Genomic DNA, 24,341 nt, shown 5'->3' with positions numbered 1-24,341 from the left:
TTTCGCTCCGCGCGACAACGCTTACGAAGAAATCATTCACGTACCGCCGCGCCGCCTGCATGTTCCCCCGCGAAGGCATAGGCCGGCCCCATGCGCTGCCGCTTGCAATGCTGAAGCGCGCGGCCGGCCGATTCGAGCAGGCCGGCCAGCGTGTCGCCGTCGGCGGGGTGGCAGGCAATGCCCATGCTGAGCTCGCCCCCTGCGAGCAGCCGGCCTTCGTAGGCCACCGGCCTGGCGCCTGCGGTCTCGATGCGGATGGCCATCTCCGCGAGCTTTTGCCGCGGCGGGCTGCCGACCAGAAGAATCGCGAACTCGTCGCTGCCGAGCCGGGCGACCATGTCGTCGGCGCGCACCTGCTCGCGCAGGCGCTGGGCGATGGCGGCCAGCACCGCGTCGCCGCCCGCGCGGCCATGCCGCTCGTTCACGGCCTCGAAGCCGTTCAGGTCGATCAGCATCAGCGAGAAAGGCCGGCCGTCGCACAGCCATTCTTCAGCACGGCTCTCGAAGCCGGCGCGGCTGGCGGCGCCGGTGAGAGCGTCGGTGCCCGAGTCTCCCGCCTTCTGCTGCACGCGTGCCTCGCCAGCGCCATCGCCCCGCAGGCGCATGCCGAGCGCGAAGATGAAGATCACCAGTTCGGCGATCACTGCGGCCTGCACCAGGTTCGGCTGGGGCGGCGCCCACGCCGGCCCGATCCAGGCCGACATCCGCGCGGTCGAGAGGCCGCCGAGCAGCAGTGCCGCGCCGGCCAGGAAGAGCGCCGCCGGCCACGGCTGGCGGCGCCGCACCTTCACAGCGCCTGCCGCGAGGATCACGGTGGAAGCCACCGCCAGCGCCTGCACCATGCGCAGCGTCCACAGGCGCTGCGTCTCGAGGGCGGCATAGAGCGTGGCGATCGCGAAGATGACCAGCGTTGCCCGCGCGACCCGGTCGAGCCGGGGCGAGAAATCTTCCAGCCGCAGCAACTGTCGCACGAACTGCAGCCGGCAGGCCGTCCACAGCACCAGCGCCGCCGCGGGCCATTGCGCGAATTGCGTGGAAGGCGCGAGGCTGTTCAACCCGGAGAAGGCCGCCAGCGCGCACGCGCAGCTCAACGCGTACCAGCCGTGGATCTTCGTGCCGAACACCAGCAGCAGCACCAGGCCGCAGGTCGTCAGGCCAGCCAGCAGGCCGTAGCTCACGCCGTCGAACATCGAGGCCCCTTAGAACTCAGCGCCTTCGACCAGGAAGCGCAGCCTGCGCACGCCCTGCCATTCATCGGCATCGAGCCGGAACGCCAGCTTGACCTTCGGCGGCAGCGGCTCGGTGTGGCTGAACCAGATCGCGTCGATAGGCTGGCCCTGGTGCCTGAGCTTGAGCGACAGGTGCTTCTCGCCCACCAGCCGCTGCGACACCACTTCCACCTCTTCGCTGAAGGTGGGTGGCGCAAAGCCCTGGCCCCACACCTCGCGGTGCAGCGTGTCGACGAGGTCGATGCGCATGTACTCGCGAGCTATCGGCCCGTCGGTCTCGATCTGCCGCGTGAGCTCGGCCTCGGCCAGCCATTCGCCGGCCACCTGCGCGAAGCCTTTTTCGAAAGTCTCGAAGTGCTCGCGCGCGACCGTGCAGCCGGCCGCCATCGCGTGGCCGCCGAAGCGCAGCAGCACGCCCGGATGGCGCTTGGCCACGAGGTCGAGCGCGTCGCGCAGATGGAAGCCGGGAATCGAGCGGCCCGAGCCTTTCAGCTCCTGCTCCTTGCCCGGCGCGCCGCTCGCGGCGAAGACGAAAGTGGGGCGGTGAAAGCGGTCCTTGATGCGCGAGGCCACGATGCCCACCACGCCTTCATGAAAGCCCGCATCGAACACGCTGATGGCAGGCGGCGGGGCTTCGATGCCTTCGCCATCGGTGGCGAACAGCGATTCGGCCAGCAGCAGCGCCTGGTCGCGCATGCCGCCCTCGATGTCGCGCCGCTCGCGGTTGATACCGTCGAGCATGCGCGCAAGTTCTTCGGCGCGGCCTGCGTCGTCGGTCAGCAGGCATTCGATGCCCAGCGTCATGTCGGCCAGCCGGCCGGCGGCGTTGATGCGCGGGCCGAGTGCAAAGCCGAAGTCGAATGTTGTGGCGGTCGAGGCATTGCGGCCCGCGGCCTTGAAGAGCGCCGCCACGCCGGCGGGCATCGTGCCGGCACGGATGCGGCGCAGGCCCTGCGCCACCAGCCGGCGGTTGTTGGCGTCGAGCTTCACCACGTCGGCCACGGTGCCGAGCGCCACAAGCGGCAGCAGCACATCGAGCTTGGGCTGCGTGGCCGTGTCGTACACGCCGCGCTTGCGCAACTCGGAGCGCAGTGCGAGCAGCACGTAGAACATCACACCGACACCGGCGATGCTCTTGCTCTCGAACTCGCAGCCGGGCTGGTTCGGGTTGACCAGCACGTCGGCCGTGGGCAGCTCGGGGCCGGGCAGGTGGTGGTCGGTCACCAGCACCTGCAGGCCGCGCACCTTGGCGGCCGCCACGCCTTCGACGCTGGCGATGCCGTTGTCGACGGTGATCAGCATGTCGGCGCCGCTGTCGGCCACGCGCTCGGCGATGGGCGGCGTGAGGCCGTAGCCGTCGACCACGCGATCGGGCACGAGGTAGCTCACGTGCCTGGCGCCCAGCAGACGCAGGCCGCGCACGCCGACTGCGCAGGCGGTGGCGCCGTCGCAGTCGTAGTCGGCGACGATGCACAGGCGCTTGTCCTGCGCAATGGCGTCGGCCAGCAGCACTGCGGCCTCGTGCGTGCCGCGCAGCGTGTCGGGGAGCAGCAGGCGTGCGAGGCCGTCGTCGAGCTCTTCCTTGGCGCGCACGCCGCGGGCGGCGAAGAGCCTTGCCAGCAGCGGATGCACGCCGGCCTGCTCCAGCGCCCAGACGGTGCGCGGGGGAATCTCCCTGGCGATGATCTTCATAGCGCCTCCAGCACGGTGGCGGCCCGCTTGCGGTCGAACAGGCTCCTGGCCCAGCCGGCCAGGCCGCGCGGCTGCACGGTGTAGCGCTGGGCGGTGCGGTCGCCGCACAGCGTGAGCGACACGGCGTCGCCGCGCGTGTAGTCGGCCAGAAGCGCGGCGACGGGGCCCGCGTCGAGCTCTTGCCAGGCTGCGGCCCAGGCCATGCCGTCGTCGCGCAAGGCGGCGATGCGCAGGGCGTCGCTCACTGTCGGTGCCGCGGCAGGCGCGGCTTCCTTGTTCAGCGCGCCGGTGCCGCTGAGCCAGAACGAATTGATGGGCGGCACGCCGCGCGCGGCGCGGTCGTCGTTCACGCGCTGCGTGTACAGCAGCATCTGCATTTCGTTCTGCAGCCGGCGCAGCGGCCGCGCGGCATCGGCCAGCGGCGACCACTGCGAGATCGGGTAGCCCACGACGCGGTCGATGGAGGCGGTGGCCAGCCCGTCGAAGATGCGCGCGCGCGCCAGCCATCGGCCGGGCACGGGGGAGGGGTGCAGCACGATGCCGTCTTCCTCGAAGAAGGGGCGCGCGGCTTCCAGCAGGGCGGTCGATTCGTCGGCGTCGATCTCGATGGCGGCAGGGTCGCCCAGCACCACATCGTCAATGCCGACCTGCCAGTTGCACAGCATGACGACGCCCCAGCCTTCGGTATCGCCGGGCGTGGCGATGCCCAGTCGCCGCGCGTCGAGCGCGCCCCAGGGGATGCAGCCGTCGGCGGCCGTGATGCCCAGCGCCTGAGCCAGCGCGCGTTCATGCGGAGGCGAGCGCGTGCTTTCGTCCTGCGTGTCGGTGTCCGCGAGGGTGAGCCGCTGGAGCAGGGTTTCGAGATTGGGGAGCCGAAGCGTCGGCAGCGCCGCGCGGCATGCCGGGGAACCGCGGCCGGCAAAGGGGATCAACAAGTGACGTGGGGAGGTTTCGGCCATTCCCGTATTGTCCGGGAAGCCCCAAGGTCATCCGGAATGCCACAATTCCGCCGTATGACCTACCCCCTCGCTCCTCACTTTGTGTATTCGCTGCCCCCCGAGGGCGGGCAAATTTCCCTTGAGGCGGCTCGGCGGGAAATTTGATGCGACTTCCTTATGAACTCCAGCTCGGCTGGCGCTACACGCGCGCAGGCCGGGCGACGCGGCGCAACGGCTTCATCTCCTTCATCTCCGGTGTCTCGATGCTCGGCATCGCGCTGGGCGTGGCGGCGCTGATCATTGTGCTCAGTGTGATGAACGGCTTCCAGAAGGAGGTGCGCGACCGCATGCTCGGCGTGGTGTCGCACATCGAGATCTTCTCGCGCGACGGGCAGGCGCTGCAAAGCCTCGACCAGATCATGGCCGCGGCGCGCAAGCACCCCGAAGTGGTCGGCGCGGCGCCTTTCATCAATACGCAGGCGCTCATTGCGCGTGGCGAGGACATGAAGGGCACGATCGTGCGCGGCATCGATCCCAAGCTCGAACCCGAAGTCACCGACATCAACGGCATCGCCTCGAAGGGCACCTTCGACAAGCTGGTGCCGGGCGAGTTCGGCATCGTGCTCGGCGCGGAACTGGCGCGTTCGCTCTTCGTGCAGCCGGGCGACCAGGTCACGCTGGTGGCGCCGGGCGGGCAGGTCACGCCGGCGGGCGTGGTGCCGCGGCTCAAGCAGTTCACCGTGGTCGGCACCTTCGACTCGGGCCACTACGAATACGATTCGGCGCTGGCCATGGTCCACGAGCAGGACGCGGCCAAGGTGTTCCGCCTCGAAGGGCCGACCGGCATCCGCCTGAAGCTCAAGAACCTCAACGAGGCACGCGACGTGGCCGACCAGCTGGCCGTGACCCTGCCGGGCGAGTTCCTCATTCGCGACTGGACGCGCCAGAACAAGACATGGTTTGCAGCCGTGCAGGTCGAGAAACGCATGATGTTCATCATCCTCACGCTGATCGTGGCGGTGGCGGCCTTCAACCTCGTCTCCACGCTGGTGATGACCGTGACCGACAAGCGCGCCGACATCGCCATCCTGCGCACGCTGGGCAGCTCGCCGCGCAGCATCATGGGCATCTTCGTGGTGCAGGGCGCGATGGTGGGCGTGATCGGCACCGTGGCCGGACTGCTGCTGGGGCTTGGCATTGCCTACAACATCGACGTGATCGTGCCCTTCCTGGAGCAGCTGTTCCACGCGAGCTTCCTGCCCAAGGACATCTACCTGATCAGCAAGATGCCGAGCGATCCGCAGCGCAGCGACATCATGCCCATTGCGATCATCTCCCTCGTGCTGGCCTTCCTGGCCACGCTGTACCCGAGCTGGCGCGCCAGCCGCGTGAACCCGGCCGAGGCTCTGCGCTATGAGTGAAGTTGTATTGAAGGCCCGAGGCCTGACCAAGCGTTTCCACGAAGGCCGGCTCGACCTGACCGTGCTGCACGGCGTGGACCTCGACGTGCATGCCGGCGAAACGCTGGCCATCGTCGGCGCCTCGGGCTCCGGCAAGAGCACGCTGCTGCATTTGATGGGCGGGCTCGACGAGCCCACGGCCGGCAAGGTCGAACTGCTGGGCAAGGACATCGCGCACGCCGATGCGGCGGAGCAGGGGCGGCTGCGCAACCAGCACCTGGGCTTCGTCTACCAGTTCCATCACCTGCTGCCCGAGTTCAGCGCGCTCGACAACGTGGCCATGCCGCTGAAGATCCGGCGCGTAGAGCCCCATGCGGCCGCGCAGTCGGCCACGAAGATCCTCGAAAGCGTGGGGCTGGGCCAGCGCCTGCATCACCGGCCGGCCGAGCTGTCGGGCGGCGAGCGCCAGCGGGTTGCGATTGCGCGCGCACTGGTCACGAAACCGGCCTGCGTGCTGGCAGACGAGCCCACTGGCAACCTCGACCGCAGCACGGCGGACACGGTGTTCGAACTGATGCTCGAACTTGCGCACCGGCATGGCACGGCTTTCGTGATGGTCACGCATGACCAGGATCTGGCGAAGCGGTGCGATCGGGTGTTGCAGTTGGTGGCGGGGCGGCTGGCGGGCTAAGTCGCTATCGGTCTGCGCCACCGGTTTCGCGGCGCTGCATGACGGCTCGGAGCTGCGTCAGGTGGCGGCTGGTCCGCCAGCGTGACCAGATTGCCAGCAGCACCAACAGGGCGCCACCCGTCGCGCCCGAGAGCGTCCAGCGCAGGTTGTTGCTCCGCGCTTGTGCCAAGGCCTGGACAGTGGATGCATAGGTGCATTGCGTCTGGCCATCGGCAGTCAGCTCAAAGAGCCTGGAATCATCGTGCAGTACGGAAACCGTGGTGCCCCTCGCCATTCGGGCGATCTGTTGTTCGCATGCGTGGATGGAGAATCGCTGGGAGCGACCATCGGATTCGATGACCGCGTAGTTGATGGATCGCGCCCGTCCTCTTCCGGGTTCGACGCCCATGAACAGCCCCGAAGTGAGCAAGAGATCTTCTTTCTTCGCCTCGCGGACGAGTGCCAATGTGCTGAATGCGGCAAAAAACACGGCGATCCAGAGTCCGCCGAAGAGCGCTCCCGTCATCCCCCACAAGCTTTTGTTCATTGCCGGATTTTGCCGCCGGACCGTTTCGCTCGATTGTCAGGCCGGCGATTCCTCGTGCACATTCCGCGTGCCCAACGGCAGCACGCAGACAAACTGGTTGCCCAGCGTCAGCAAGAGGCCAAGCTGCCCGCCAACGTGAGTGACCTGGCAGACGATATTTGGTGCCGTTGTCGCTCCTGCTGCTGCTGAACGCACGACAGCGCGCGTCCTGGGCTGGCGCAGCATGGCGAGCAGTACCTTCGCGTTGCGATTCTGCAGCGATTGGCGATAGAGGTGAAGCGCCGCCTCCGTCTCAGCTTCGTCCCGCGCATGCTCCGATGACGGTGCTTCGCCGCTGCGCAAGCGCATGAGGGCGCGATGCAATTGCTGCCGGCAACTGGCTTCGGTCTTTCCGGTGGCCTCGGCGATCTCGCTGTAGCTCAGTTCGAAGACTTCGCGAAGCAGCACCGCGGCGCCGTCGGTCGGATTGAGGCGGTCGGCCAGCAGGCGCAACGCGTGATTGGCTTCCTCGGCCTGCGCCGCATCCACTTCCGCCGAAGGTGCCTCGGGCGCAAGCCCTTCGGTATCCCGCAGCCACCGCTGCATCCAGTTCTCCCGCCGCAACTTGTCGATGGCAAGGTTCTGCATCACCGTCGTCAGCCAGGCCTGCACCGAGTCGGGCTCAAGCATGCTGCCAGCCTCGAGCGCGCGCAGGTAGCTTTCCTGCACCACGTCCTCGGCATCCGCCGGGCCACCCAGCATTCGCGCCGCCGCGCGAACCAGCCGGCTTCGCAGCGCCGGGAATTGCGAGAGATAGCGTTCATCGAGCATCGCCGCAGCTTGCCATAGCGCGCAATGTCACGAAACTGTGGGCTTGTTCGTCAAGACAGTTCAACCACAGGAGCTTTCTCCATGCAGCCCATGTTTTCAATGGAATCCGACGACGACACCAAGCCCGCCGCCACCGCCGAGCCGCGCAACTCCTACCTGGAGGAGAAGGCGTTCAAGTCGCGCACGCTGCTGATCTTCGGCACCATCAGCGACTCAGTGGCCGCCGATGTGACGCGCCGGCTCATCGCACTTGACGCCGACAGCCCCGACAAGCCCATCGACATCCTCGTGAGTTCGCCGGGCGGGCATCTGGAGTCGGGCGATGCCATCCACGACATCGTGCGTTTCATCAGCGCGCCGGTGAACATGATCGGCACCGGCTGGGTCGGCAGTGCGGCCACGCACCTGTTCCTGGCGGCGCCGCGCGAGCGCCGCGTGTGCCTGCCGAACACGCGCTTCCTGATCCACCAGCCCAGCGGCGGCGCGGGCGGGCAGGCGACCGACATCGCCATCCAGGCGCAGGAAATCATCAAGGCCCGCCAGCGCATCGCGCACGAGATCGCGCGCGAGACCGGCAAGCCCATCGACGTGGTGCTGGCCGACATCGAGCGTGACCGCTGGCTGTCGGCCACGGAGGCCGTCGAATATGGATTGGTCTCGCGCATCATCCAGCGCAAGACCGAACTGCAGGCCTGATCAGGCCTTGGGCTTGTAGGCGACCACGTCGATCTCTACCTTGGCGTCGACCATCAGCCGCGCCTCGGTCGTCGAGCGCGCCGGCTTGTTTTCACCGAAGTAGCTCATGTAGATGCGGTTGAAGGCACCAAAGTCGCGCGCGTCCTGCAGCCAGACGGTGCTCTTGCACACGTCGTCGAGCGTGGCGCCGGCCAGCGCGAGCACGGTCTTGAGGTTTTCCATCACCTGGCGCGTCTGCGCCTCGATGCCGCCCACCACGATCTCGCCGTCCTTGTTGGCGGGCACCTGGCCCGACACATAGACGAAGTCGCCGGCGCGCACGGCCGGGGAGAAGGGGCGAACCTGGCGGTCGGAGGCAAGGGGCGGGGCGCCGAGGTATTCGAGAGGCATGGGAGGGCTCCTGGGGTTGAAGTGAACGATGGAAGGGGATTGCCGAGTATCCATCCAATCTGAAAATCTATTTCATAAAAACCCTTTATCGAGGGTTAACACGGATGATTTGGCATGAATACTGCTTCAAAGTCCGGGCCGAAGAGAAATTTTCTTTCACAAACTCGCCCGCCCCATGAAGGAGTTCCCCATGCCCCACGTCGGTCTTGTCCAGCGCCTGCCCATGCTGTCGAAGCGCAGCCTGCTGGGCGCTTCCCTGCTCGCGATGCTGTGCGCCGCGCTGCCCTACCAGAGCGCCCAGGCCCAGGGCCCGCGCAACTTCGCCACGCTGGCGATGGTGGCCGAGCCGCAGACGCTCGACCCGATGGCCTCGACTGCCGACCTGGTCGGAACCATCATGCAGCACGTGTACGAGACGCTCTACACCTTCGACGCCAAGTGGAACGTGGTGCCGATGCTGGCCGAAGGCATGCCGAAGATCTCGGCCGACGGCAAGACCTACGCCATCACCCTGCGCAAGGGCGTCATGCTGCACAACGGCCGCGAACTCACGGCTGACGATGTGGTGGCCAGCCTGCAGCGCTGGATGGAACAGTCGCCGCGCGGCAAGGCCGTGGGCAAGGAAATCGACAGCCTCAAGGCCAAGGGCCCGCTGGCGGTCGAGGTGGTGCTGAAGGAACCCTATGCACCGCTGCTCTCGCAACTCGCGCTGCCCAGCGGCATGGCCGCCATCATGGCCAAGGACTCCATCGCCTCGCCGCTGAAGGACTTCGTCGGCACCGGCCCCTACAAGTTCAAGGAACGCCGCCCCGACCAGTTCGTGCTGCTCACGCGCTTCGACAAGTACACGGCGCGCAAGGAGCCCGCGAGCGGCTACGGCGGCAAGCGCGAAGCGGCCATCGAGGAGCTGCGCTTCGTGCCCGTGCCCAACGCCAGCACGCGCGTCGAAGGCGCGCTGGCCGGCCAGTACGACTTTGCCGACCTGCTGCCGGTGGAAGCACTGCCGCGCCTGGAGAAGTCCGGCGGCAAGACCGTGCCGATCATGACGCCCTCGTTCGGCTTCCCGTACCTCGTGCTCAACACCAAGGAAGGCGTGGCCGCCAGCCAGCCGGTGCGCCAGGCGATCCAGACCGCGCTGGGCGAAGGCGAAATGCTCGCGGCCGGCTTCGGCGACACGCGCTTCTTCGTGGCCGAGGGCAACCACTTCCCCAAGGGCTCGCCGTTCTATTCGACGGCCGGCACCGACCAGTACAACCAGCGCAACGCCGCCAAGGCCAAGGAAGCCGCGGCCAAGGCCGGCTACAAGGGCGAGCCGATCCGCGTGCTCACCAGCCGCCAGTACGACTTCCACTACAACATGGCGCTGCTGATGGCCGAGCAGCTCAAGCGCGCCGGCTTCAAGGTCGACCTCAACGTGGTCGACTGGGCCACGCTGGTGCAGCGCCGCAACGACGCCAAGCTGTGGGACATCTACGTCACCCATTCGGGCCAGTTCCCCGAGCCGATGCTCTCGCCGCCGCAACTCGGCGACGGCGCGCCCGGCTGGTGGGACACGCCCGCGAAGAAGTCGGCGCTGCAGGCCTTCAATGTCGAGAGCGACCCGGCCAAGCGCGGCGCGCTGTGGGGCAAGGTGCAGCAGGTCGTCTATGACGAAGTGCCGTACATCAACGTCGGCAAGTTCAACGGCCTCTCGGCCAAGAGCCCGGCGCTGGACAACTACACGCCCGCGACCTGGCCGTTCTTCTGGAACGCGAAGATCAAGTAAGGCAGGGATACCAGCCATGCCATCGCGTCGCCAACTTCTGCAAGCCAGCGCACTGGCCTCCGGCCTCGGAGCCCTCGGCCTCACGGCCTCCACCGTTCAAGCGGCCACCTCCGGCCCCGTCTACGCCTACGTCGGCACCTACAGCGACGGCGGCAAGCCGTGGCGCGGCGGGCGCGGACTGGGTGTGCACCAGTTCGTGCTCGACAGCGCCACCGGTGCGCTCAAGCCCATCCCCGGCGCGCCGCCGGCCGTGACCAGTGCGGGCGAGGGCGCGAAGCTGCGCAACCCCGCGTCGCTCGCGCGCCACCCGAAGCTGCCGATGCTCTATGCGGCCAACGAGTTCGAGGCCGGCTCGGTCTCGGCCTTCCGCATCGGTGCAGATGGCGCGCTGTCGTTCGTCTCCGAGACGGCCTGCGGCGGCAAGGACCCGGCCTACATCAGCGTGCACCCCGACGGCCGCTTCCTGTTCACGGCCAACTACGCCAGCGGCGACGTCAGCGTGATCGCGCTGCGCGCCGACGGCACGCCCGATGCCGGCACCCCCGCAGTCGTCTACAAGGACGTCGAGGCCTGCGGCGCATCCACGCCCTGCAAGCCCGGCGCCGACGTGGTGCCGGCAGCCGCGCGCTCGTACGAAGGCTTTGCCACCAGCGACCACGACGGCCCGCACGCGCACATGGTGCACGCCGACCCGAAGGGCAATTTCGTGCTGGTGGCCGACCTCGGACTGGACCGCGTCATCTCCTACCGCTTCGACCGCATCACCGGCGTGCTGAGCCAGCCGAGCACGGTGGCCGTGTCGGAAAGCTCGGGCGCGCGCCACTTCGTGTTCCACCCGAACGGCAAGTGGCTCTACCTGGTGAATGAAGAGGCATCGACCATCGCATTCATGCGCTACGACAACGCCACCGGCGTGCTCACGCTGGTGAGCGAAACCTCGGCGCTGCCCAAGGGCTTCAAGGGCACCAGCTACGCATCGGGCATCCGCATGCTGCCGGACGGCCAGCACTTCGTGTCTCTCAACCGCCTGCACGACTCGATCTCGCTCTTCAAGATCGACGCACGCACCGGCGCGCCCACGCTGGTGCGCGAGGAATGGTCGCGCGGCAACTACCCGCGCAGCTGCACGCTCGACCCGAGCGGCAGGTTCCTCTACGTGTGCCACAACAAGCAGGGCGACAACGTCACCGTCTTCCGCGTGCAGGGCGGCGACATCAAGTTCACCGGTCAGTACGTTGCAGTGGGCAGCGCGGCGGCCATCGAGTTTTCCGCGTGATGAAGAAATCGATGTTCCGCTACATCGCCTCCCGCGCCGCGGGCATGCTGGTCGTGCTCGCCATCGTGGCGGTGCTCGTCTTCGTGCTCACGCGCGCGGCCTCGGGCGATCCGGTTTCGGTGCTGCTGGGCGACCAGGCCACCGCGGCCGACATCGCCCGCGTGCAGAAGGAGTACGGCCTCGACAAGCCGCTGCCTGTGCAGTTCGGCTATTGGCTGCGCGAGGTGCTGCAGGGCAACCTGGGCACTTCGATCTTCCTGCAGCGCCCCGTGACGCAGGCGCTGTGGGAGCGCTCCGAACCCACCACGCTGCTCGCGCTGATGGCGGTGGCCATCGCGGCGCTGATCGGCGTGCCGTGCGGCATCGTCTCCGCCGTGTTCCGCGGGCGCGCGGTCGACCAGCTATTCACCGGCATCGCGATGCTGGGCGCGAGCATCCCGAGCTTCTGGCTCGGCATCGTGCTGATCCAGATCTTTGCCGTGTCCTTCGGTTGGTTCCCGGTGTCGGGCTATGGCGCGCCCGATGCGGCGCTGGCCGAGCGGCTGCATTCGCTGGTGCTGCCGGCCACGGTGCTGGGCCTGCTGAACTCCGCGCTCATCATCCGCTTCACGCGCGCTTCGATGCTCGACGTGCTCGGCGAAGACTATGTGCGCACCGCGCGTTCCAAGGGCCTGAGCGAAAGCACGGTGGTGCTCAAGCACGCGCTGCGCAACGCGCTGGTGCCCATCGTCACGGTGATCGGCCTCACGGTGGCTCTGATGATCGGCGGCGCCGTCATCACCGAGACCGTGTTCGGCCTGCCCGGCGTGGGCAACCTCGTGGTCAGTGCCGTGCTGCGGCGCGACTACCCCGTCATTCAAGGTGCGCTGCTCGTGATCGCCGCGATCTATGTGCTCATCAATTTCTCGATCGACCTGCTGTACGCGGTGGTCGATCCGCGCGTGAAGGTCTGAGCGATGCGTATGCCCCGAATGCTCCGTCAGCTGATGCATCGCCGCATCGTGATGGTTTCCGCCCTGGTGCTGCTGGTGATCGCGGTGCTCGCGATCGGCGCACCGCTGTTCGCCTCCATCGACCCCAACGACACGGCCGTGCTGGAGCGCCTGAAGGCGCCGAGCGCCGAGCATCTGCTCGGCACCGATGAACTGGGCCGCGACCTGTATTCGCGCATCGTGCACGGCGCGCGCTACTCGCTGGCCATCGCTGCGCTTACGGCGCTGGGCGCGGTCATCGCCGGCACGGTGCTGGGCCTGATGGCCGGCTTCTTCCGCCGGCTCGACGCGCCGCTGATGCGCGTGGTCGACGCGATGATGTCCTTCCCCGACATCCTGCTGGCCATCGCGCTGGTGGCCATCCTCGGGCCCTCGCTGATGAACACCGTGCTGGCGCTGGTGCTGGTCTACACGCCGCGCGTGGCGCGGGTGGTGCGGGCCTCGACGCTGGTGGTGCGTGAGCTGCTGTTCGTCGAGGCCGTGCGTGCGCTGGGCGTGCGCACCTCGCGCATCCTGTGGCGGCACATCTTGCCGAACCTGATGTCGCCGATCCTCGTGCAGGTGTCGTTCATCTTCGCGTACGCGATCCTGGCGGAGGCGGGCCTCTCGTTCCTCGGCGTCGGCGTGCCGCCCGAGATCCCGACCTGGGGCACCATGGTCGCGGGCAGCCAGCAGTACGCGCACCAGGCCTTCTGGGTGGTGCTGTTCCCGGGGCTCGCGATCATCTTCACGGCGCTGTCGCTGCAACTGCTGGGCGACGGTGTGCGCGACCTGCTCGACCCGAAGCTCAAGAAGACATCGTGATGACGAACGCCAATCAAACACCACGTCTCACGGTCAGCAACCTGAGCACCAGCTTCCCCACCGAAGACGGCCTCGTGCGTTCGGTGGCCGACGTGAGCTTTTCCATCCAGCCCGGCAAGACGACCGCGCTGGTCGGCGAATCGGGTTCGGGCAAGTCGGTCACCAGCCTCACGCTGATGCGCCTGCTGCCCAAGACCGCGAACGCGCAGGTCAGCGGCAGCGCCTCGTTCGTGACGCGCGAAGGCAAGACGCTCGACCTGCTGCAGATCGGCGAACGCGAGATGCGCTCGCTGCGCGGCAACCAGCTGTCGATGATCTTCCAGGAGCCGATGACCAGCCTGAACCCGGTGTTCACCATCGGCGAGCAGATCGCGGAAAGCGTGCGCCTGCACAAGGGCCTGGACCGCAAGGCGGCGCTGGCGCACGCGCTGCGCATGCTCGAATTGGTCGAGATACCGGCCGCAGCGCAGCGCATTCACGAGTACCCGCACCAGCTCTCGGGCGGCATGCGCCAGCGCGTGATGATCGCGCTGGCCATGGCCTGCGACCCGACGCTGCTGATTGCCGACGAGCCCACCACCGCGCTCGACGTGACCATCCAGGCGCAGATCCTCGAGCTCATGCGCCGGCTGCAGGCCGAGACGGGCATGAGCATCCTCTTCATCACCCACAACCTCGGCGTGGTCGCGCACCATGCGGACGACGTGGTGGTGCTCTACGCGGGCCGCGTGGTCGAAAGCGCACCGGTTCGGCCGCTGTTCGCGCAGCCCGAGCATCCGTACACGCAGGGCTTGCTGGCCTGCCTGCCGGGCAAGGCGCGCCTGCCCGGCCAGCCCAAGCCCAAGCGCCTGTTCGCCATTCGCGGCCAGGTGTCGAGCCCGCTGGCACCGCCGCCGGGCTGCGCCTTCGAGCCGCGCTGCGATCTCGCGCTGGCCGGCTGCACCGCCGGGATGCCGCCGCTGATCGAAACGCACCACGGCCGTCAGGCGCGCTGCATCCGCGTGCAGCCGGCGCAACCACTCGTGAGGGTCGCATGACCGCTGTTTCTTCTTCTTCTCCCCTCATCGAAGTCCGCGGACTCAAGAAATACTTCGGCAGCAGCGACCGCCCGGTGCGCGCGGTCGACGACGTGTCGTTCGCGATCCAGCCCGGCGAAACGCTGGGCCTGGTGGGCGAATCGGGCTCGGGCAAGAGCACCATCGGCCGCACCGTGCTGCGCCTGCTCGAACGCACCAGCGGGCAAGTGCTGTACCGGGGCGACGACATCGGCACGCTGTCGGGCGAGCGCATGCGCAAGCTGCGCAGCAAGCTGCAGATCATCTTCCAGGACCCGTACGCCAGCCTGAACCCCAAGATGCGCATCAGCGCGATCCTCGGCGAGGCGCTGTCCACCCATGGCTTGCACAAGGGCGCGGCGGCGCGCGACAAGCGGATTGCCGAGCTGCTCGAGACCGTGGGCCTGCGCGCCGAGCATGCGAGCCGCTTTCCTCACGAGTTCTCGGGCGGGCAGCGCCAGCGCATCGGCGTGGCGCGCGCGCTGGCCGTGGAGCCCGAATTCATCGTGGCCGACGAGCCCTTGTCGGCGCTCGACGTGTCCATTCAGTCGCAGGTCATCAATCTGCTGGCCGACCTGCGCGAGCGGCTGGGCCTGACGATGCTCTTCATCTCGCACGACCTCGACGTGGTCGAGTACCTGTGCGACCGCGTGGTGGTGCTGTACCTGGGCAAGGTGATGGAAGTTGCCACCACCGAAGAGCTGTTCGCGCGGCCCTCGCATCCCTACACACAGGCGCTGCTGGCCGCGAGCCCGAAGCCCGACCCGGAGGTGGCGACCGAGCGCATTGCGCTGAAGGGCGACATCCCGAGCCCCATATCGCCACCCTCGGGCTGCGTGTTTCGCACGCGCTGCCCGCATGCCATCGAGGCCTGCGCGCAGACTGTGCCACCGCTCGAAGAAATTTCGGCAGGACACTACAGCGCCTGCATCCGCAAAGAACTGCTATCCAACATTGCCGCATGACCATGACCGACAAAGCCGTCGCCGCCAACGATTTCAACGACCCGCTGCTGGGCAGCAACTTCAAGGGCTACCCGCGCACCCAGGCGCCGCGCCGCCGCAGCGAGATCGGCGCCGCCGGATGGAACGTGCTCGCCGGTGACCTGCCGCTGCCGCTGGCCGTGCTCAAGCGCGAGGCGCTCGAACACAACCTCGCCTGGATGCAGTCGCGCGTGCGCGAATGGGGCATCGACCTCGCGCCGCATGGCAAGACCACCATGTCGCCGCAGCTCTTCCAGCGCCAGCTCGACGCCGGTGCCTGGGGCCTGACCTTCGCCACCGTCACGCAGCTGGCCGTGGGCGTGGCGGCCGGCGCGCGCCGTACGGTCATCGCCAACCAGGTGGTGAGCGACGAAGACCTCGCGGGCATCCAGATGCTGCTGCACGCGCATGCCGGCCTGCGCATCGTGTTCCTGGTCGATTCGCTGGCGCAGCTCGCGCTGATAGAGGACTGGGCGAAGCGCCACCCCGCGAGCGTGCCTTTCGAGGTGATGATCGAGATCGGCGTCGATGGCGCGCGCACCGGCTGCCGTACGCACGAGCAAGCCGTGGAGCTGGCCACACGGCTGCGCGCGAGCGATGCGGTCAAGCTCGTGGGCATCGAGTGCTACGAAGGGCAGGGCGCCACCGGCCAGAGCGAGCCCGATGCGGCCTACGCGAAGACGCTGATGGACCGTGTGGAAGCCGTGGCACGCCACTGCGACACCAACAAGCTTTTCGAGGCCGACGAGGTGCTGGTTTCGGCCGGTGGCTCGGCCATCTTCGACCTCGTGGCAGGGCGCCTGAAGCCCGCGCTCGGCGCGCCGGTGCGCGGCCTGCTGCGCTCGGGCTGCTACGTCACGCACGACCATGGCTTCTACAAGCGCATGGTGAGCGCGGTCGATGAGCGCCTGGGCTGCGGCTGTGGCGAGAGCCTGGTGCCGGCGATGGAAGTCTGGGCCACGGTGCAATCGCGCCCCGAGCCGGGCCTGGCGATTCTTGCGGTCGGCAAGCGCGACATTTCCTTCGATCTCTCGCTGCCCGTGCCCATCGCGCGCGCGGCGCGCGGCGTGTTGCAACCGCAGGCCGTGCCCGCGGGCTGGAAGATCACCGCGCTCAACGACCAGCACGCCTACCTGCGCTGGGACGCGAACGAGGAAGCCGAAGCGCCCAAGGTCGGCGACCGCGTCGGCCTTGGCATTTCGCACCCCTGCACCACCTTCGACAAATGGCACTGGATGCCCGTGGTCGAGAACGACTACCGCGTGAGCGACGCCGTCGCCATGCACTTCTGAGCACGCTGCGATGACACCCTCCCTGCTTCAGAAAATCGCGCAGATCCGCAGCGACGCCCCGGCGACGCGGCGCGCGATTCTCGACCTGATCCTCGAAGACCCCGACCGTGTGCTCGAAGAGAGCTTCGAGCAGCTGGCCGAGCGCTCGCGCAGTTCGGTGCCTACCATCATGCGCACCTGCCGCGACCTCGGCTTTGCTGGCCTGCGCGAATTCAAGCTCGCGCTCGCGCAGGAGCTGGCGCTCGGTGGCTCGCCGCTGCACCGCCGCGTGAACATCGAGGACGCGGCCGACGAAGTGGTCGGCAAGATCGCGCGCAGCGCTGCGGCATCGGTCTCGGGCGTGCGCGGCCAACTCGACATGCAGGTGCTCGACGGCGCCGTGGCGGCGATTGCGGCCGCGCCGCACGTCGACCTGTACGGCGCGGGCGCCACATCATGGTTCATGGCCAACGACCTTCAGGCGCGGCTCTTCAGGCTCGGCCTGTCGGCCAATGCCTGGGCCGACTACCACCTGCAGCAGGTGGCCGGCGCGGCGCAGCGGCCGGGCGGCGTGGTCATCGCCATCTCGCACGTGGGCGGCATGCCCTCGCTGCTCGACGCGGTGGACATCGCGCGCGGGCAGGGCGCCAAGGTGGTTGCGCTGACGCGACCCGGCACGGCGCTCGCGGCCAAGGCCGACTTTCTGCTCGGCCTGTCGGTGCCCGATGACGCGGTGATGCATGTGGGCATCGATGCCTACCTGACGCACCTCACTGCCATAGAGATCCTTACCGTGCTCGTGGCCCAGCGCCGCGGCGAACCCGCCGTGCAGCGCCTTCAGCGCGCGCGCGAGGCCTTCCAGCGCCACGGCATCGACGCCACCACGCACCCGCTGCAAAGCTGGGACGGCGGCGGCATCAACAGCAACAAGGGAGCTGCATCGTGAGTGCGACGACAGGCAAGGCCATCCTGCTCGAAGCTGGCCTGGTGGTCGACGGCTCGGGCGGCCCTTCGTGGCCCGGCGACGTACTGCTGCAGGGCGACCGCATCGTCGCGCTCGGCGAAGGCCTGCGCGAGCGGCTGCCCGATGGCCTCGCGCTGGCCGACGTCGAGATCGTCGACTGCCGCGCCAAGGTCATCGCCCCTGGCTTCATCGACGCGCACACGCACGACGACGCCATCGTGCTGCGCGACCCGCTGTGCCTGCCCAAGGTGTCGCAGGGCATCACCACGGTGGTGACGGGCAACTGCGGCATCTCGCTCGCGCCGTACCGCACGCCGCAGTCGCTGCCGCCGCTCACGCTGCTGGGCGCCGATTCGTTCAAGCACGCGACCATGGCCGAGTACCGCGCGGCGGTCGACGCGACGCAGCCCGCGCTCAACGTGGCAGCGCTGGTCGGCCACACCACGCTGCGCTTCGCCACCATGGAAGCGCTGGACCGGCCCGCCAGCGCCGATGAGATGGCGCGCATGGAAGCGCTGCTCGACAGCTGCATGGCCGACGGTGCGCACGGCATGTCGTCGGGACTGTTCTACGAAGAGGCCTTTGCTGCGCCCGCCGAAGAAGTGACGGCGCTGGCGCGCGTCGTGGCACGTCATGGCGGCGTGTACGCCACGCACCTGCGCAGCGAGATGCAGCAGATCATCGAGGCGCTGCACGAGGCTGGCGACTCGGCTTTCAATGCCGGCGTGCCGCTCGTCATTTCGCACCACAAGTGCGCCGGCCCCGCCAACTGGGGCCGCACGAAGGAGACGCTGCCGCTGATCGAGTCGCTGGCGCAGCGCCAGAAGATCGCGATGGACGTGTACCCCTACGTGGCCGGCTCGACCGTGCTGCGCGAGGATCTTGTCGATGGCGTGATCGACGTGCTGCTCACTTGGTCCGACCCGCATCCGGAGATGACGGGGCGCCTGGTCTCCGACATCGCGCGCGAGTGGGGCGTCACCGAGCAGGAAGCCTGCCTGCGCCTGAAACCGGGCGGCGCCTGCTACTTCCAGATGCAGGAGGAAGACGTGGAGCGTGTCATCGCGCACCCGCTCACCATGATCGGCAGCGACGGCCTGCCGCACGACCGGCATCCGCATCCGCGCCTGTGGGGGGCTTTCCCTCGCGTGTTTGCGCGCTACTGGCGCCAGCGCAGGCTGTTCACGCTGGAGCAGGCCGTGCACAAGATGACCGGCATGACCGCGCGCAACCTGCGCATCGCCGACCGCGGCCTGCTGCGCACCGGCGCGATGGCCGATGTGGTGGTGTTCGACCCCGAGACCATCGCCGACACCGCGACCTACGACCAGCCGCACGGCGTGAGCCTGGGCGTGGAGCGCGTGTTCGTGAACGGCGTGCTGGCCTACCGCGGCGGCGAGGCCGAAGCACGGGTGCTGGCGCGCGCGGGGCGGATGCTCACGCGCGGGAGCTGATCAGGCGAACACCAGGCAGGCCGGCGTCGGCACTTGTGCCACCTGCACCGGCTGGTCCAGCTTGCCGTTCGCGGGGTCGATGCGCAGGCGCAGGATGGCGTCGCCTTTCTGGCTGAGCGCGTAGAGGTGACTGCCACTGGGCGCCATCGCGAGCGCGCGAGGGAAGCGCAGGCCTTCGCTCCAGTGCTGCAGCGGTGTCAGCGTGCCGCTGGTTGCATCGACGCGGAATGCTGCAATGCTGTCGGCCAGCGGATGTTCCGACTTCAGCCGGCGGTTGCTCGCGTAGAGAAACTGCCCCGAGGGATGCATCACCAGCGCCGCCGAGTTTTTCTGGCCGGTGAAGTCTTGCGGCGCTGTCGAGATCCGCTGGCGTTGTCCGTCTATCAGGCCGCTGGCCGCGTCGTAGCCGAAGCAGGCGACTGTGGCGTCGAGTTCGTTCACCAGGTACAGGAAGCGTTGCGACGGATGCAGCGCCAGGTGGCGCGGGCCGCTGCCGGGCTGCGTGGCAGTGCGGCCGACCAGTGCCAGCTTGCCGTCGGTGAGCGTGAAGACGTTGATGCGGTCGCTGCCGAGGTCGGTGGCTAGCACGCGCTGGCCCGAGGCGTCGAACTGCACCATGTGCGGGTGTGGCGACTCCTGTCGTTCTGTGTCGGGGCCGGAGCCGGTTTCCTTTTCGATGCTCGATACCTTGCCGAGCTTGCCGTCCGCACCGATCGGCAGCACGTTGTAGGCGCCGCCGCCATACAGGGCCACGACCAGGGCGCGCCCGTCGGGCGACACTGCCAAGTGCGCCGGGATCACGCCTGACAGCGACAGCGGCTGGCGGTTGATCAGTGTCAGGCGGCCGTTGCGCTCATCGATGGCATAGGCTTCGGCCGTTCCGGTGGGCAGGCCCTGGTAGGTGTCGATCTCGTTGATCGCGTACAGGAAGCGCTGGCTGGGGTGCACGGCGAGAAACGAGGGGTTCGCGCTTGGGACCGCTTGCACTTGCGTCCAGGCACCGTCATTGATGGCGAGCACATAGATGCCCTTCGATGCTGGTCCGCCGGCTGTGCCGCCCGGTGCGTCGCTGGTGTAGGTGCCGACATAGGCGAAACGCGGTGTGAGTGTGCTGCGACTGGTGGCTGCGGCGTCTGGGGTTTGCGCGTTGGCAGGCAGCCATGGCGTCAGGGCACCAAGGGCGGAGGTGCCGCCGATCCATTGCATGACTGTGCGGCGTTGGGGGCGATGTGTCATGAGATTCCTCTTGTGATTTGGCTCAGTGGTTGCTGTTCAGGGTGTGTGCGAATGACACCGGGTACTCCCCTCCGCGAATGTCCCCCGTCGGCGTGATCGCGCCCCAAACAAGAGCGATGGCTCATCTCAAGGCCGTACAGACATTGCATGGTGAAAGATGTTGTTCGGGTCATACCGACGCTTCACCTTCCGCAGGAAGTCATAGAGCCCCTGGTCGCCGTAGTAGAGCTGCGACCAGAAAGGGTAGGCCAGCATGTCGCTGTCCGGGTAGTTGATGTAGCAGCCCTCGTAGCGCTCGCCAGGGTAGGGCGTGCCGGCGTAGCGCTCGGGTACGTCGGGCGTGCCGTACACGTCGCGGTAGAAATCGCCGATCCAGCGCAGGTGGCCGGCATCGTCCTTCGCATCGCGCCAGTAGGTCTGGTACTGCAGCTTCATGATCGAAGCGCGCTGCGGCACTGCGGTGTCGGCGATGCGCTCGGGCTTGTTGACGGCGCCGCCGTACGAATCGACCTGCACCAGCGACTGGCTGAGATCGACGCCCGGCATCACGCGCGTCAGGTGCGTGTAGATGCGCTGCGCCTCGCGGGTGCTGAAGTTCTGCTTCATGTAGGCCGATTTGTATTTGCCGCGCTGGTTGTCGCCCGAACCGTTGAGGTACTGCGTGGCCGTGAGCCAGTCGTAGCGTGTCACCGTGTGCGGCTTGGAGCACAGCAACTGCCCCGCGTCGCGTTGCGGGGCCGGGCCCACGCCCGGCGGCCGGCCCTTGGCGGGCACCGGCGCGCAGGCGCGAAAGCGATCGAGGAATTCGTTGAGCACCGTCAGGTCGTTGCAGGTGCCGTCGGGGTTGCAGAACTGCGTCAGCATCACGATCTGGCCCGACGAGCGATGCGTGAGCTTGAGCAGCGAGAACATGCCCCAGGTGTCCGGCGACTTGCCGCGGGTTGCCCAGTATTCGCCGTAGGTGGAGAGCAGGATGGCAAAGCGCTCGGGCGTCATGGTGGCCCAGTCGAAGGCAACCACTGCCAGCGCAACCTCGCGCGGCGCGGGCGGCAGGGTGTCGAACACGTAGCTGGTGATCGCGCCGAAGTTGCCGCCGCCCGCGCCACGGCATGCGCGGAACAGATCGGGCTCGCGGCGCGCATCCACGGTGCGCGGCACCACCTTGCCGCGGGAGTCGACCGTGAGGATGTCGACGGCGGAAAGCCAATCGACCGTCAGCCCCTGCAGGCGCGACAGCAGGCCGTAGCCGCCGCCGCAGATGTGCCCGCCCGCGCCGACCGAGTAGCAGGAGCCGCCGGGCAGCGTGACGTTGCTGCGCTTGTACAGGTCGAGGTATTCGTTCCAGTTCTGCGTGCCGGGGCCGACACGGTAGCGCCCGTCGCCGCTGGCGGGGCTCGCCTGGTTGAGCAGGCTCAGGTCGAGGATCGCGCCGTCGGGGTTGTTGGAGACGAAGTCTTCATAACAATGCCCACCACTGCGCAACGTGGGCCGAAGGCCTGCATCGACGATGCGCTGCAGGGCGGCGGCCGCATCGCCGGCGTTCTCCGCCAGTTCGATGCGCGAAGCGGCGTCTGACTCCGTTGCAGGCCATCGCAGGTTGAAACCCTTTTTCAGGGTGTTGTAGCGAGCATCCTGGCGTGTCACGGTGATGGTCATGGGCACTTTCTGATGGTCGTCTTGCGACGGTGAGCGGGAAGCAGGCGCCTGAAATGAAAGGCTTTTTCTTAATTTCCTTGATTTGACGAAAATATCGCGCTACGCCGCCTATATTGACGTCAATTATTGGATTGTTTGAAAGATATTTTCATAAGGACAACCCCGAATCGGTGCCCCTCAAAGTCAGGGGCCGCGGTACCGGCACTGCGTCGTATCCAGTTGGATATGACCCCACGACCCCTAAAGTTCTAACGCTCCCGGCAAAAATCGGTCAAACTGACGCACTCACCGGCCGTCGAATTCCGACTTGGAGCAAAGATGGACAAGGACGCTGAAGGCCTTGGCGCCGATTTCGAGCTGTGGCAGCAGCTCACTGACGACTATGAAGCAGCATTGGGCGCACTGGCCCGGGGTGAGCCGGGTGCGCGGGAGCGAGTGCTCCGGTTGTCGCTGGCGCTGCGGCAATTGCATCCGGACCTGTCCCCCGTCGACGACAACAGCTAGGACAGAAGCTCGCATTCAGCCGCGCGTCGTTTCCGTTTCCTCTTCTTCTCCCTCCGCCTGCGCCTGGAACATCCGCGTGAAGTCGCAGCATTCCTGCGCCAGCATCACGATGGACGAGGTGAGCGCGCTGCGGTGCTCGCCCTTGTGCATCGCCACGTAGCGCACCACGGGCAAGGCTGGTGTCACGTCGATCACCGTAAGCATCCCCGCCGCCACCAGCGGCTGCAGGCACTCGCGCGGCAGGTAGCTCACGCCCAGCCCCGACACGGTGAGCCCGGTCAGCGCCACCAGGTTGCTCACCACGATCACGTTGGCGGGCTGCACGCCTTGCTCTTTCATCCACGCGTCGTAGGCGCGGCCCGTGCCTGAGTTGTTGCCCTGCACCAGCATGCGATGGCGCGCCAGTTCGTGCAGTCGCACGATGCCGCCGGCCGGCACCACGCCGGGCTTGCACATCCACGCGCTCTTCACCTGGCCGATGACCTTGTGCGGCAGGCGCGAGTCGGCAAAGGTGTCGGGCACGATGACCAGGTCGAGCTCGTCGGCCAGCAGCTTGTCGCGCAGCTGCAGGCTGTCGTCCACGTCGGGCTCGAGGATCACCTTGGGATAGTGCTGCTGGATGAGGCCCACCAGCCGCGGCAGCCACGTCATCGCGGTGAGCTCGGTCACGCCCAGGCGTATGCGGCGCTCCACCACGCCGGGCTTGCCGAACTGCTCGACGGCGGCGTCGCGCTGCTCCAGCAGCTTCCGGGCGAGCACGAACATCTCTTCGCCCTTCTCGGTGAGCCGCGCGGCGCGCTGGCTGCGGTCGAACAGCTCGGTGTCGAACAGCTGCTCCAGCTCGTGCACCCGCTTGGAGATGGCCGACTGCGAGGTGTTGAGCTGGTTGGCCGCCTGCGCGAAGCCGCCGAGCCGGGCGATCCAGTACAGGGCTTCGAGTTGCTTGAAGGTCATCACGGTGCGTTGCTCCTGTGAAGGCTGACTGAAAGAACGCTTTTATTCATGCGATTCGATCACAAAAAATCGCTTTTAGAAATTCATTACGAGGCAGAAGATTCGCCAAAACCACCGCGTTCGACCAACGTCATCGACTCTTCAAGGAACTCTCCATGGACTTCAAGAAACTGCCCCTCGCGCTCGGACTTGCCTTTGCCTTCACCTGCGGCGCCGCCAGCGCCCAGGACGGCGGCACGCTGCAGAAGATCAAGGAGAGCGGCACGATCCAGATCGGCGCGCGCGACAGCCAGATCCCGTTCTCGTACAAGCTCAGCGCCGACAGCGCGCCCATCGGTTTCACCAACGACATCTGCCTGAAGATCGTCGATGCCGTGAAGGCCAAGCTGGGCCTGGCCAAGATCGAGGTGCGCTACACCATGCTCAACTCGACCAACCGCATTCCGCTGCTGCAGAACGGCACCGTCGACCTCGACTGCGCCACCACCACAAACACCACGCAGCGCCAGCAGCAGGTCGACTTCGCGCCCAGCCACTTCGTCACCAACATCACTGCCGCGGTGAAGAAGGCTTCGGGCATCAATGCACTGGGCGACCTCAACGGCAAGAACGTGGCCACCGTCTCGGGCAGCACCTCGATCCAGTTGCTGCGCGGCGCGCGCAAGAGCGGCACCATCGAAGTGAACGAGATCGCCGGCAAGGACACGTCCGACGGCTTCCTGCTGCTGTCCACCGGCCGCGCCGACGCCTATGTGCTCGACGACGTGCAGCTCGCCGGCATGATCGCCAGCGCGACCAACCCGGGCGACTACAAGATCCTGAAGGAATCGCTGCGCCAGGAGCCCTACGGAATCATGCTGCGCAAGGACGACCCGCAGTTCAAGGCACTCGTCGACGAGACCGTCACGGGCCTGATGAAGTCGGGCGCCATCGAGCAGCTCTACACCAAGTGGTTCATGTCGCCGATCCCGCCGAAGAACGCGAACCTCAACTTCCCGATGACGGACGCGGTGCGCGAGATCTACAAGAACCCGAACAACAAGGGCGTCTGAGCG

General features: G+C 67.4%; 23 protein-coding genes. 14 read left to right on the top strand and 9 right to left on the bottom strand.

Annotated features, from left to right (window positions below):
• Positions 1-32 precede the first annotated feature (32 nt).
• From BLW48_RS02555 to BLW48_RS02545, 3 genes are read right to left on the bottom strand one after another with little or no spacing between them, the layout of a single operon-like run.
• Complete coding sequence (locus tag BLW48_RS02555; RefSeq protein ID WP_093172447.1) at positions 33-1,190, bottom strand: GGDEF domain-containing protein; 1,158 nt, start codon at positions 1,188-1,190, stop codon at positions 33-35.
• 9 nt (positions 1,191-1,199) lie between these two features.
• Positions 1,200-2,921 (bottom strand): single-stranded-DNA-specific exonuclease RecJ, encoded by a 1,722-nt coding sequence (gene recJ / locus BLW48_RS02550; protein ID WP_093172445.1) that lies wholly within the window; start codon positions 2,919-2,921, stop codon positions 1,200-1,202.
• Positions 2,918-3,880 (bottom strand): hypothetical protein, encoded by a 963-nt coding sequence (locus BLW48_RS02545; protein ID WP_093172443.1) that lies wholly within the window; start codon positions 3,878-3,880, stop codon positions 2,918-2,920. The genes recJ and BLW48_RS02545 overlap by 4 nt, the downstream gene beginning before the upstream one ends.
• A 143-nt stretch (positions 3,881-4,023) precedes the next feature.
• Here BLW48_RS02545 and BLW48_RS02540 point away from each other — a divergent pair, with 143 nt between their 5' ends.
• Positions 4,024-5,280, top strand: coding sequence for a lipoprotein-releasing ABC transporter permease subunit (locus BLW48_RS02540; RefSeq protein ID WP_093048715.1), 1,257 nt, complete (start codon positions 4,024-4,026; stop codon positions 5,278-5,280).
• Positions 5,273-5,950 (top strand): lipoprotein-releasing ABC transporter ATP-binding protein LolD, encoded by a 678-nt coding sequence (gene lolD / locus BLW48_RS02535; RefSeq protein WP_093048718.1) that lies wholly within the window; start codon positions 5,273-5,275, stop codon positions 5,948-5,950. The genes BLW48_RS02540 and lolD overlap by 8 nt, the downstream gene beginning before the upstream one ends.
• Positions 5,951-5,954: 4 nt before the next feature.
• On the opposite strand, the gene BLW48_RS02530 is transcribed toward lolD, so the two are convergent.
• Positions 5,955-6,476, bottom strand: coding sequence for a hypothetical protein (locus BLW48_RS02530; RefSeq protein ID WP_097199940.1), 522 nt, complete (start codon positions 6,474-6,476; stop codon positions 5,955-5,957).
• A gap of 36 nt (positions 6,477-6,512) precedes the next feature.
• On the bottom strand, positions 6,513-7,286 hold the full coding sequence (locus tag BLW48_RS02525; protein ID WP_093172439.1) for a sigma-70 family RNA polymerase sigma factor: 774 nt from the start codon (positions 7,284-7,286) through the stop codon (positions 6,513-6,515).
• A gap of 81 nt (positions 7,287-7,367) precedes the next feature.
• Between BLW48_RS02525 and BLW48_RS02520 the strand changes: the two genes are divergently transcribed.
• A complete protein-coding gene (locus BLW48_RS02520; RefSeq protein ID WP_371127339.1) occupies positions 7,368-7,982 on the top strand; it encodes an ATP-dependent Clp protease proteolytic subunit in 615 nt (204 codons plus the stop codon).
• Here BLW48_RS02520 and BLW48_RS02515 read toward each other — a convergent pair whose 3' ends face one another.
• A complete protein-coding gene (locus tag BLW48_RS02515; RefSeq protein WP_093048728.1) occupies positions 7,983-8,372 on the bottom strand; it encodes a RidA family protein in 390 nt (129 codons plus the stop codon).
• Between the two features lie 190 nt (positions 8,373-8,562).
• Between BLW48_RS02515 and BLW48_RS02510 the strand changes: the two genes are divergently transcribed.
• The 9 genes from BLW48_RS02510 to BLW48_RS02470 are packed head-to-tail and all read left to right on the top strand — an operon-like array spanning position 8,563 to position 18,936.
• Positions 8,563-10,137 (top strand): ABC transporter substrate-binding protein, encoded by a 1,575-nt coding sequence (locus BLW48_RS02510; protein ID WP_093050316.1) that lies wholly within the window; start codon positions 8,563-8,565, stop codon positions 10,135-10,137.
• Positions 10,138-10,153: 16 nt separating this feature from the next.
• On the top strand, positions 10,154-11,413 hold the full coding sequence (locus BLW48_RS02505) for a lactonase family protein (RefSeq protein ID WP_093075830.1): 1,260 nt from the start codon (positions 10,154-10,156) through the stop codon (positions 11,411-11,413).
• A gap of 11 nt (positions 11,414-11,424) precedes the next feature.
• A complete protein-coding gene (locus BLW48_RS02500; RefSeq protein ID WP_093050319.1) occupies positions 11,425-12,366 on the top strand; it encodes an ABC transporter permease in 942 nt (313 codons plus the stop codon).
• 3 nt (positions 12,367-12,369) lie between these two features.
• The gene (locus BLW48_RS02495; protein ID WP_093048736.1) at positions 12,370-13,209 is read left to right on the top strand and encodes an ABC transporter permease; all 840 of its coding nucleotides are present in this window, start codon (positions 12,370-12,372) and stop codon (positions 13,207-13,209) included.
• Positions 13,209-14,246 carry an ABC transporter ATP-binding protein gene (locus tag BLW48_RS02490; RefSeq protein WP_093048739.1) on the top strand — a complete coding sequence of 346 codons (1,038 nt, stop codon included), beginning with the start codon at positions 13,209-13,211 and terminating at the stop codon, positions 14,244-14,246. Before BLW48_RS02495 ends, BLW48_RS02490 begins: the two co-directional genes overlap by 1 nt.
• On the top strand, positions 14,243-15,229 hold the full coding sequence (locus tag BLW48_RS02485) for an ABC transporter ATP-binding protein (protein WP_093172435.1): 987 nt from the start codon (positions 14,243-14,245) through the stop codon (positions 15,227-15,229). Before BLW48_RS02490 ends, BLW48_RS02485 begins: the two co-directional genes overlap by 4 nt.
• Before the next feature lie 2 nt (positions 15,230-15,231).
• Positions 15,232-16,539, top strand: a complete 1,308-nt coding sequence (locus BLW48_RS02480) for an amino acid deaminase (protein WP_256330679.1) — start codon at positions 15,232-15,234, stop codon at positions 16,537-16,539.
• Between the two features lie 10 nt (positions 16,540-16,549).
• The gene (locus tag BLW48_RS02475; RefSeq protein WP_093048748.1) at positions 16,550-17,464 is read left to right on the top strand and encodes a MurR/RpiR family transcriptional regulator; all 915 of its coding nucleotides are present in this window, start codon (positions 16,550-16,552) and stop codon (positions 17,462-17,464) included.
• On the top strand, positions 17,461-18,936 hold the full coding sequence (locus BLW48_RS02470) for an N-acyl-D-amino-acid deacylase family protein (RefSeq protein WP_093172431.1): 1,476 nt from the start codon (positions 17,461-17,463) through the stop codon (positions 18,934-18,936). Before BLW48_RS02475 ends, BLW48_RS02470 begins: the two co-directional genes overlap by 4 nt.
• Here BLW48_RS02470 and BLW48_RS02465 read toward each other — a convergent pair whose 3' ends face one another.
• Both BLW48_RS02465 and BLW48_RS02460 read right to left on the bottom strand, forming a co-directional pair.
• Positions 18,937-20,172: a lactonase family protein gene (locus BLW48_RS02465; RefSeq protein WP_093172429.1), complete on the bottom strand. Its 1,236-nt coding sequence runs from the start codon at positions 20,170-20,172 to the stop codon at positions 18,937-18,939.
• A gap of 126 nt (positions 20,173-20,298) precedes the next feature.
• Entirely contained in the window at positions 20,299-21,828 is a 1,530-nt protein-coding gene (locus BLW48_RS02460; protein ID WP_093172427.1) for an FAD-binding oxidoreductase, read from the bottom strand.
• A 318-nt stretch (positions 21,829-22,146) separates the two neighbouring features.
• On the opposite strand from BLW48_RS02460, the gene BLW48_RS02455 reads away from it, so the two are divergent.
• Positions 22,147-22,332 carry a hypothetical protein gene (locus BLW48_RS02455; RefSeq protein ID WP_093048758.1) on the top strand — a complete coding sequence of 62 codons (186 nt, stop codon included), beginning with the start codon at positions 22,147-22,149 and terminating at the stop codon, positions 22,330-22,332.
• Between the two features lie 15 nt (positions 22,333-22,347).
• On the opposite strand, the gene BLW48_RS02450 is transcribed toward BLW48_RS02455, so the two are convergent.
• Complete coding sequence (locus BLW48_RS02450) at positions 22,348-23,286, bottom strand: LysR family transcriptional regulator (RefSeq protein WP_093172425.1); 939 nt, start codon at positions 23,284-23,286, stop codon at positions 22,348-22,350.
• 155 nt (positions 23,287-23,441) lie between these two features.
• Between BLW48_RS02450 and BLW48_RS02445 the strand changes: the two genes are divergently transcribed.
• A complete protein-coding gene (locus BLW48_RS02445) occupies positions 23,442-24,338 on the top strand; it encodes an amino acid ABC transporter substrate-binding protein (protein WP_093172423.1) in 897 nt (298 codons plus the stop codon).
• Positions 24,339-24,341: the final 3 nt, after the last annotated feature.

The organism is Variovorax sp. YR266 (assembly GCF_900107295.1).
Taxonomy (GTDB): domain Bacteria; phylum Pseudomonadota; class Gammaproteobacteria; order Burkholderiales; family Burkholderiaceae_C; genus Variovorax.
The sequence above is the reverse complement of the archived record's forward strand: the minus strand, read 5'-3'. Positions and strand labels throughout refer to the sequence as shown.

Coding starts and splice junctions, on each gene's coding strand:
- BLW48_RS02530 (WP_097199940.1), bottom strand. CDS start 6,476: ATGAACAAAAGCTTGTGGGGGATGACGGGAGCGCTCTTCGGCGGACTC.
- BLW48_RS02495 (WP_093048736.1), top strand. CDS start 12,370: ATGCGTATGCCCCGAATGCTCCGTCAGCTGATGCATCGCCGCATCGTG.
- BLW48_RS02485 (WP_093172435.1), top strand. CDS start 14,243: ATGACCGCTGTTTCTTCTTCTTCTCCCCTCATCGAAGTCCGCGGACTC.
- BLW48_RS02480 (WP_256330679.1), top strand. CDS start 15,232: ATGACCGACAAAGCCGTCGCCGCCAACGATTTCAACGACCCGCTGCTG.
- BLW48_RS02525 (WP_093172439.1), bottom strand. CDS start 7,286: ATGCTCGATGAACGCTATCTCTCGCAATTCCCGGCGCTGCGAAGCCGG.
- BLW48_RS02515 (WP_093048728.1), bottom strand. CDS start 8,372: ATGCCTCTCGAATACCTCGGCGCCCCGCCCCTTGCCTCCGACCGCCAG.
- BLW48_RS02500 (WP_093050319.1), top strand. CDS start 11,425: ATGTTCCGCTACATCGCCTCCCGCGCCGCGGGCATGCTGGTCGTGCTC.
- BLW48_RS02545 (WP_093172443.1), bottom strand. CDS start 3,880: ATGGCCGAAACCTCCCCACGTCACTTGTTGATCCCCTTTGCCGGCCGC.
- BLW48_RS02510 (WP_093050316.1), top strand. CDS start 8,563: ATGCCCCACGTCGGTCTTGTCCAGCGCCTGCCCATGCTGTCGAAGCGC.
- BLW48_RS02555 (WP_093172447.1), bottom strand. CDS start 1,190: ATGTTCGACGGCGTGAGCTACGGCCTGCTGGCTGGCCTGACGACCTGC.
- BLW48_RS02445 (WP_093172423.1), top strand. CDS start 23,442: ATGGACTTCAAGAAACTGCCCCTCGCGCTCGGACTTGCCTTTGCCTTC.
- BLW48_RS02450 (WP_093172425.1), bottom strand. CDS start 23,286: ATGACCTTCAAGCAACTCGAAGCCCTGTACTGGATCGCCCGGCTCGGC.
- BLW48_RS02465 (WP_093172429.1), bottom strand. CDS start 20,172: ATGACACATCGCCCCCAACGCCGCACAGTCATGCAATGGATCGGCGGC.
- BLW48_RS02455 (WP_093048758.1), top strand. CDS start 22,147: ATGGACAAGGACGCTGAAGGCCTTGGCGCCGATTTCGAGCTGTGGCAG.
- BLW48_RS02520 (WP_371127339.1), top strand. CDS start 7,368: ATGCAGCCCATGTTTTCAATGGAATCCGACGACGACACCAAGCCCGCC.
- BLW48_RS02505 (WP_093075830.1), top strand. CDS start 10,154: ATGCCATCGCGTCGCCAACTTCTGCAAGCCAGCGCACTGGCCTCCGGC.
- recJ (WP_093172445.1), bottom strand. CDS start 2,921: ATGAAGATCATCGCCAGGGAGATTCCCCCGCGCACCGTCTGGGCGCTG.
- lolD (WP_093048718.1), top strand. CDS start 5,273: ATGAGTGAAGTTGTATTGAAGGCCCGAGGCCTGACCAAGCGTTTCCAC.
- BLW48_RS02540 (WP_093048715.1), top strand. CDS start 4,024: ATGCGACTTCCTTATGAACTCCAGCTCGGCTGGCGCTACACGCGCGCA.
- BLW48_RS02460 (WP_093172427.1), bottom strand. CDS start 21,828: ATGACCATCACCGTGACACGCCAGGATGCTCGCTACAACACCCTGAAA.
- BLW48_RS02490 (WP_093048739.1), top strand. CDS start 13,209: ATGACGAACGCCAATCAAACACCACGTCTCACGGTCAGCAACCTGAGC.
- BLW48_RS02475 (WP_093048748.1), top strand. CDS start 16,550: ATGACACCCTCCCTGCTTCAGAAAATCGCGCAGATCCGCAGCGACGCC.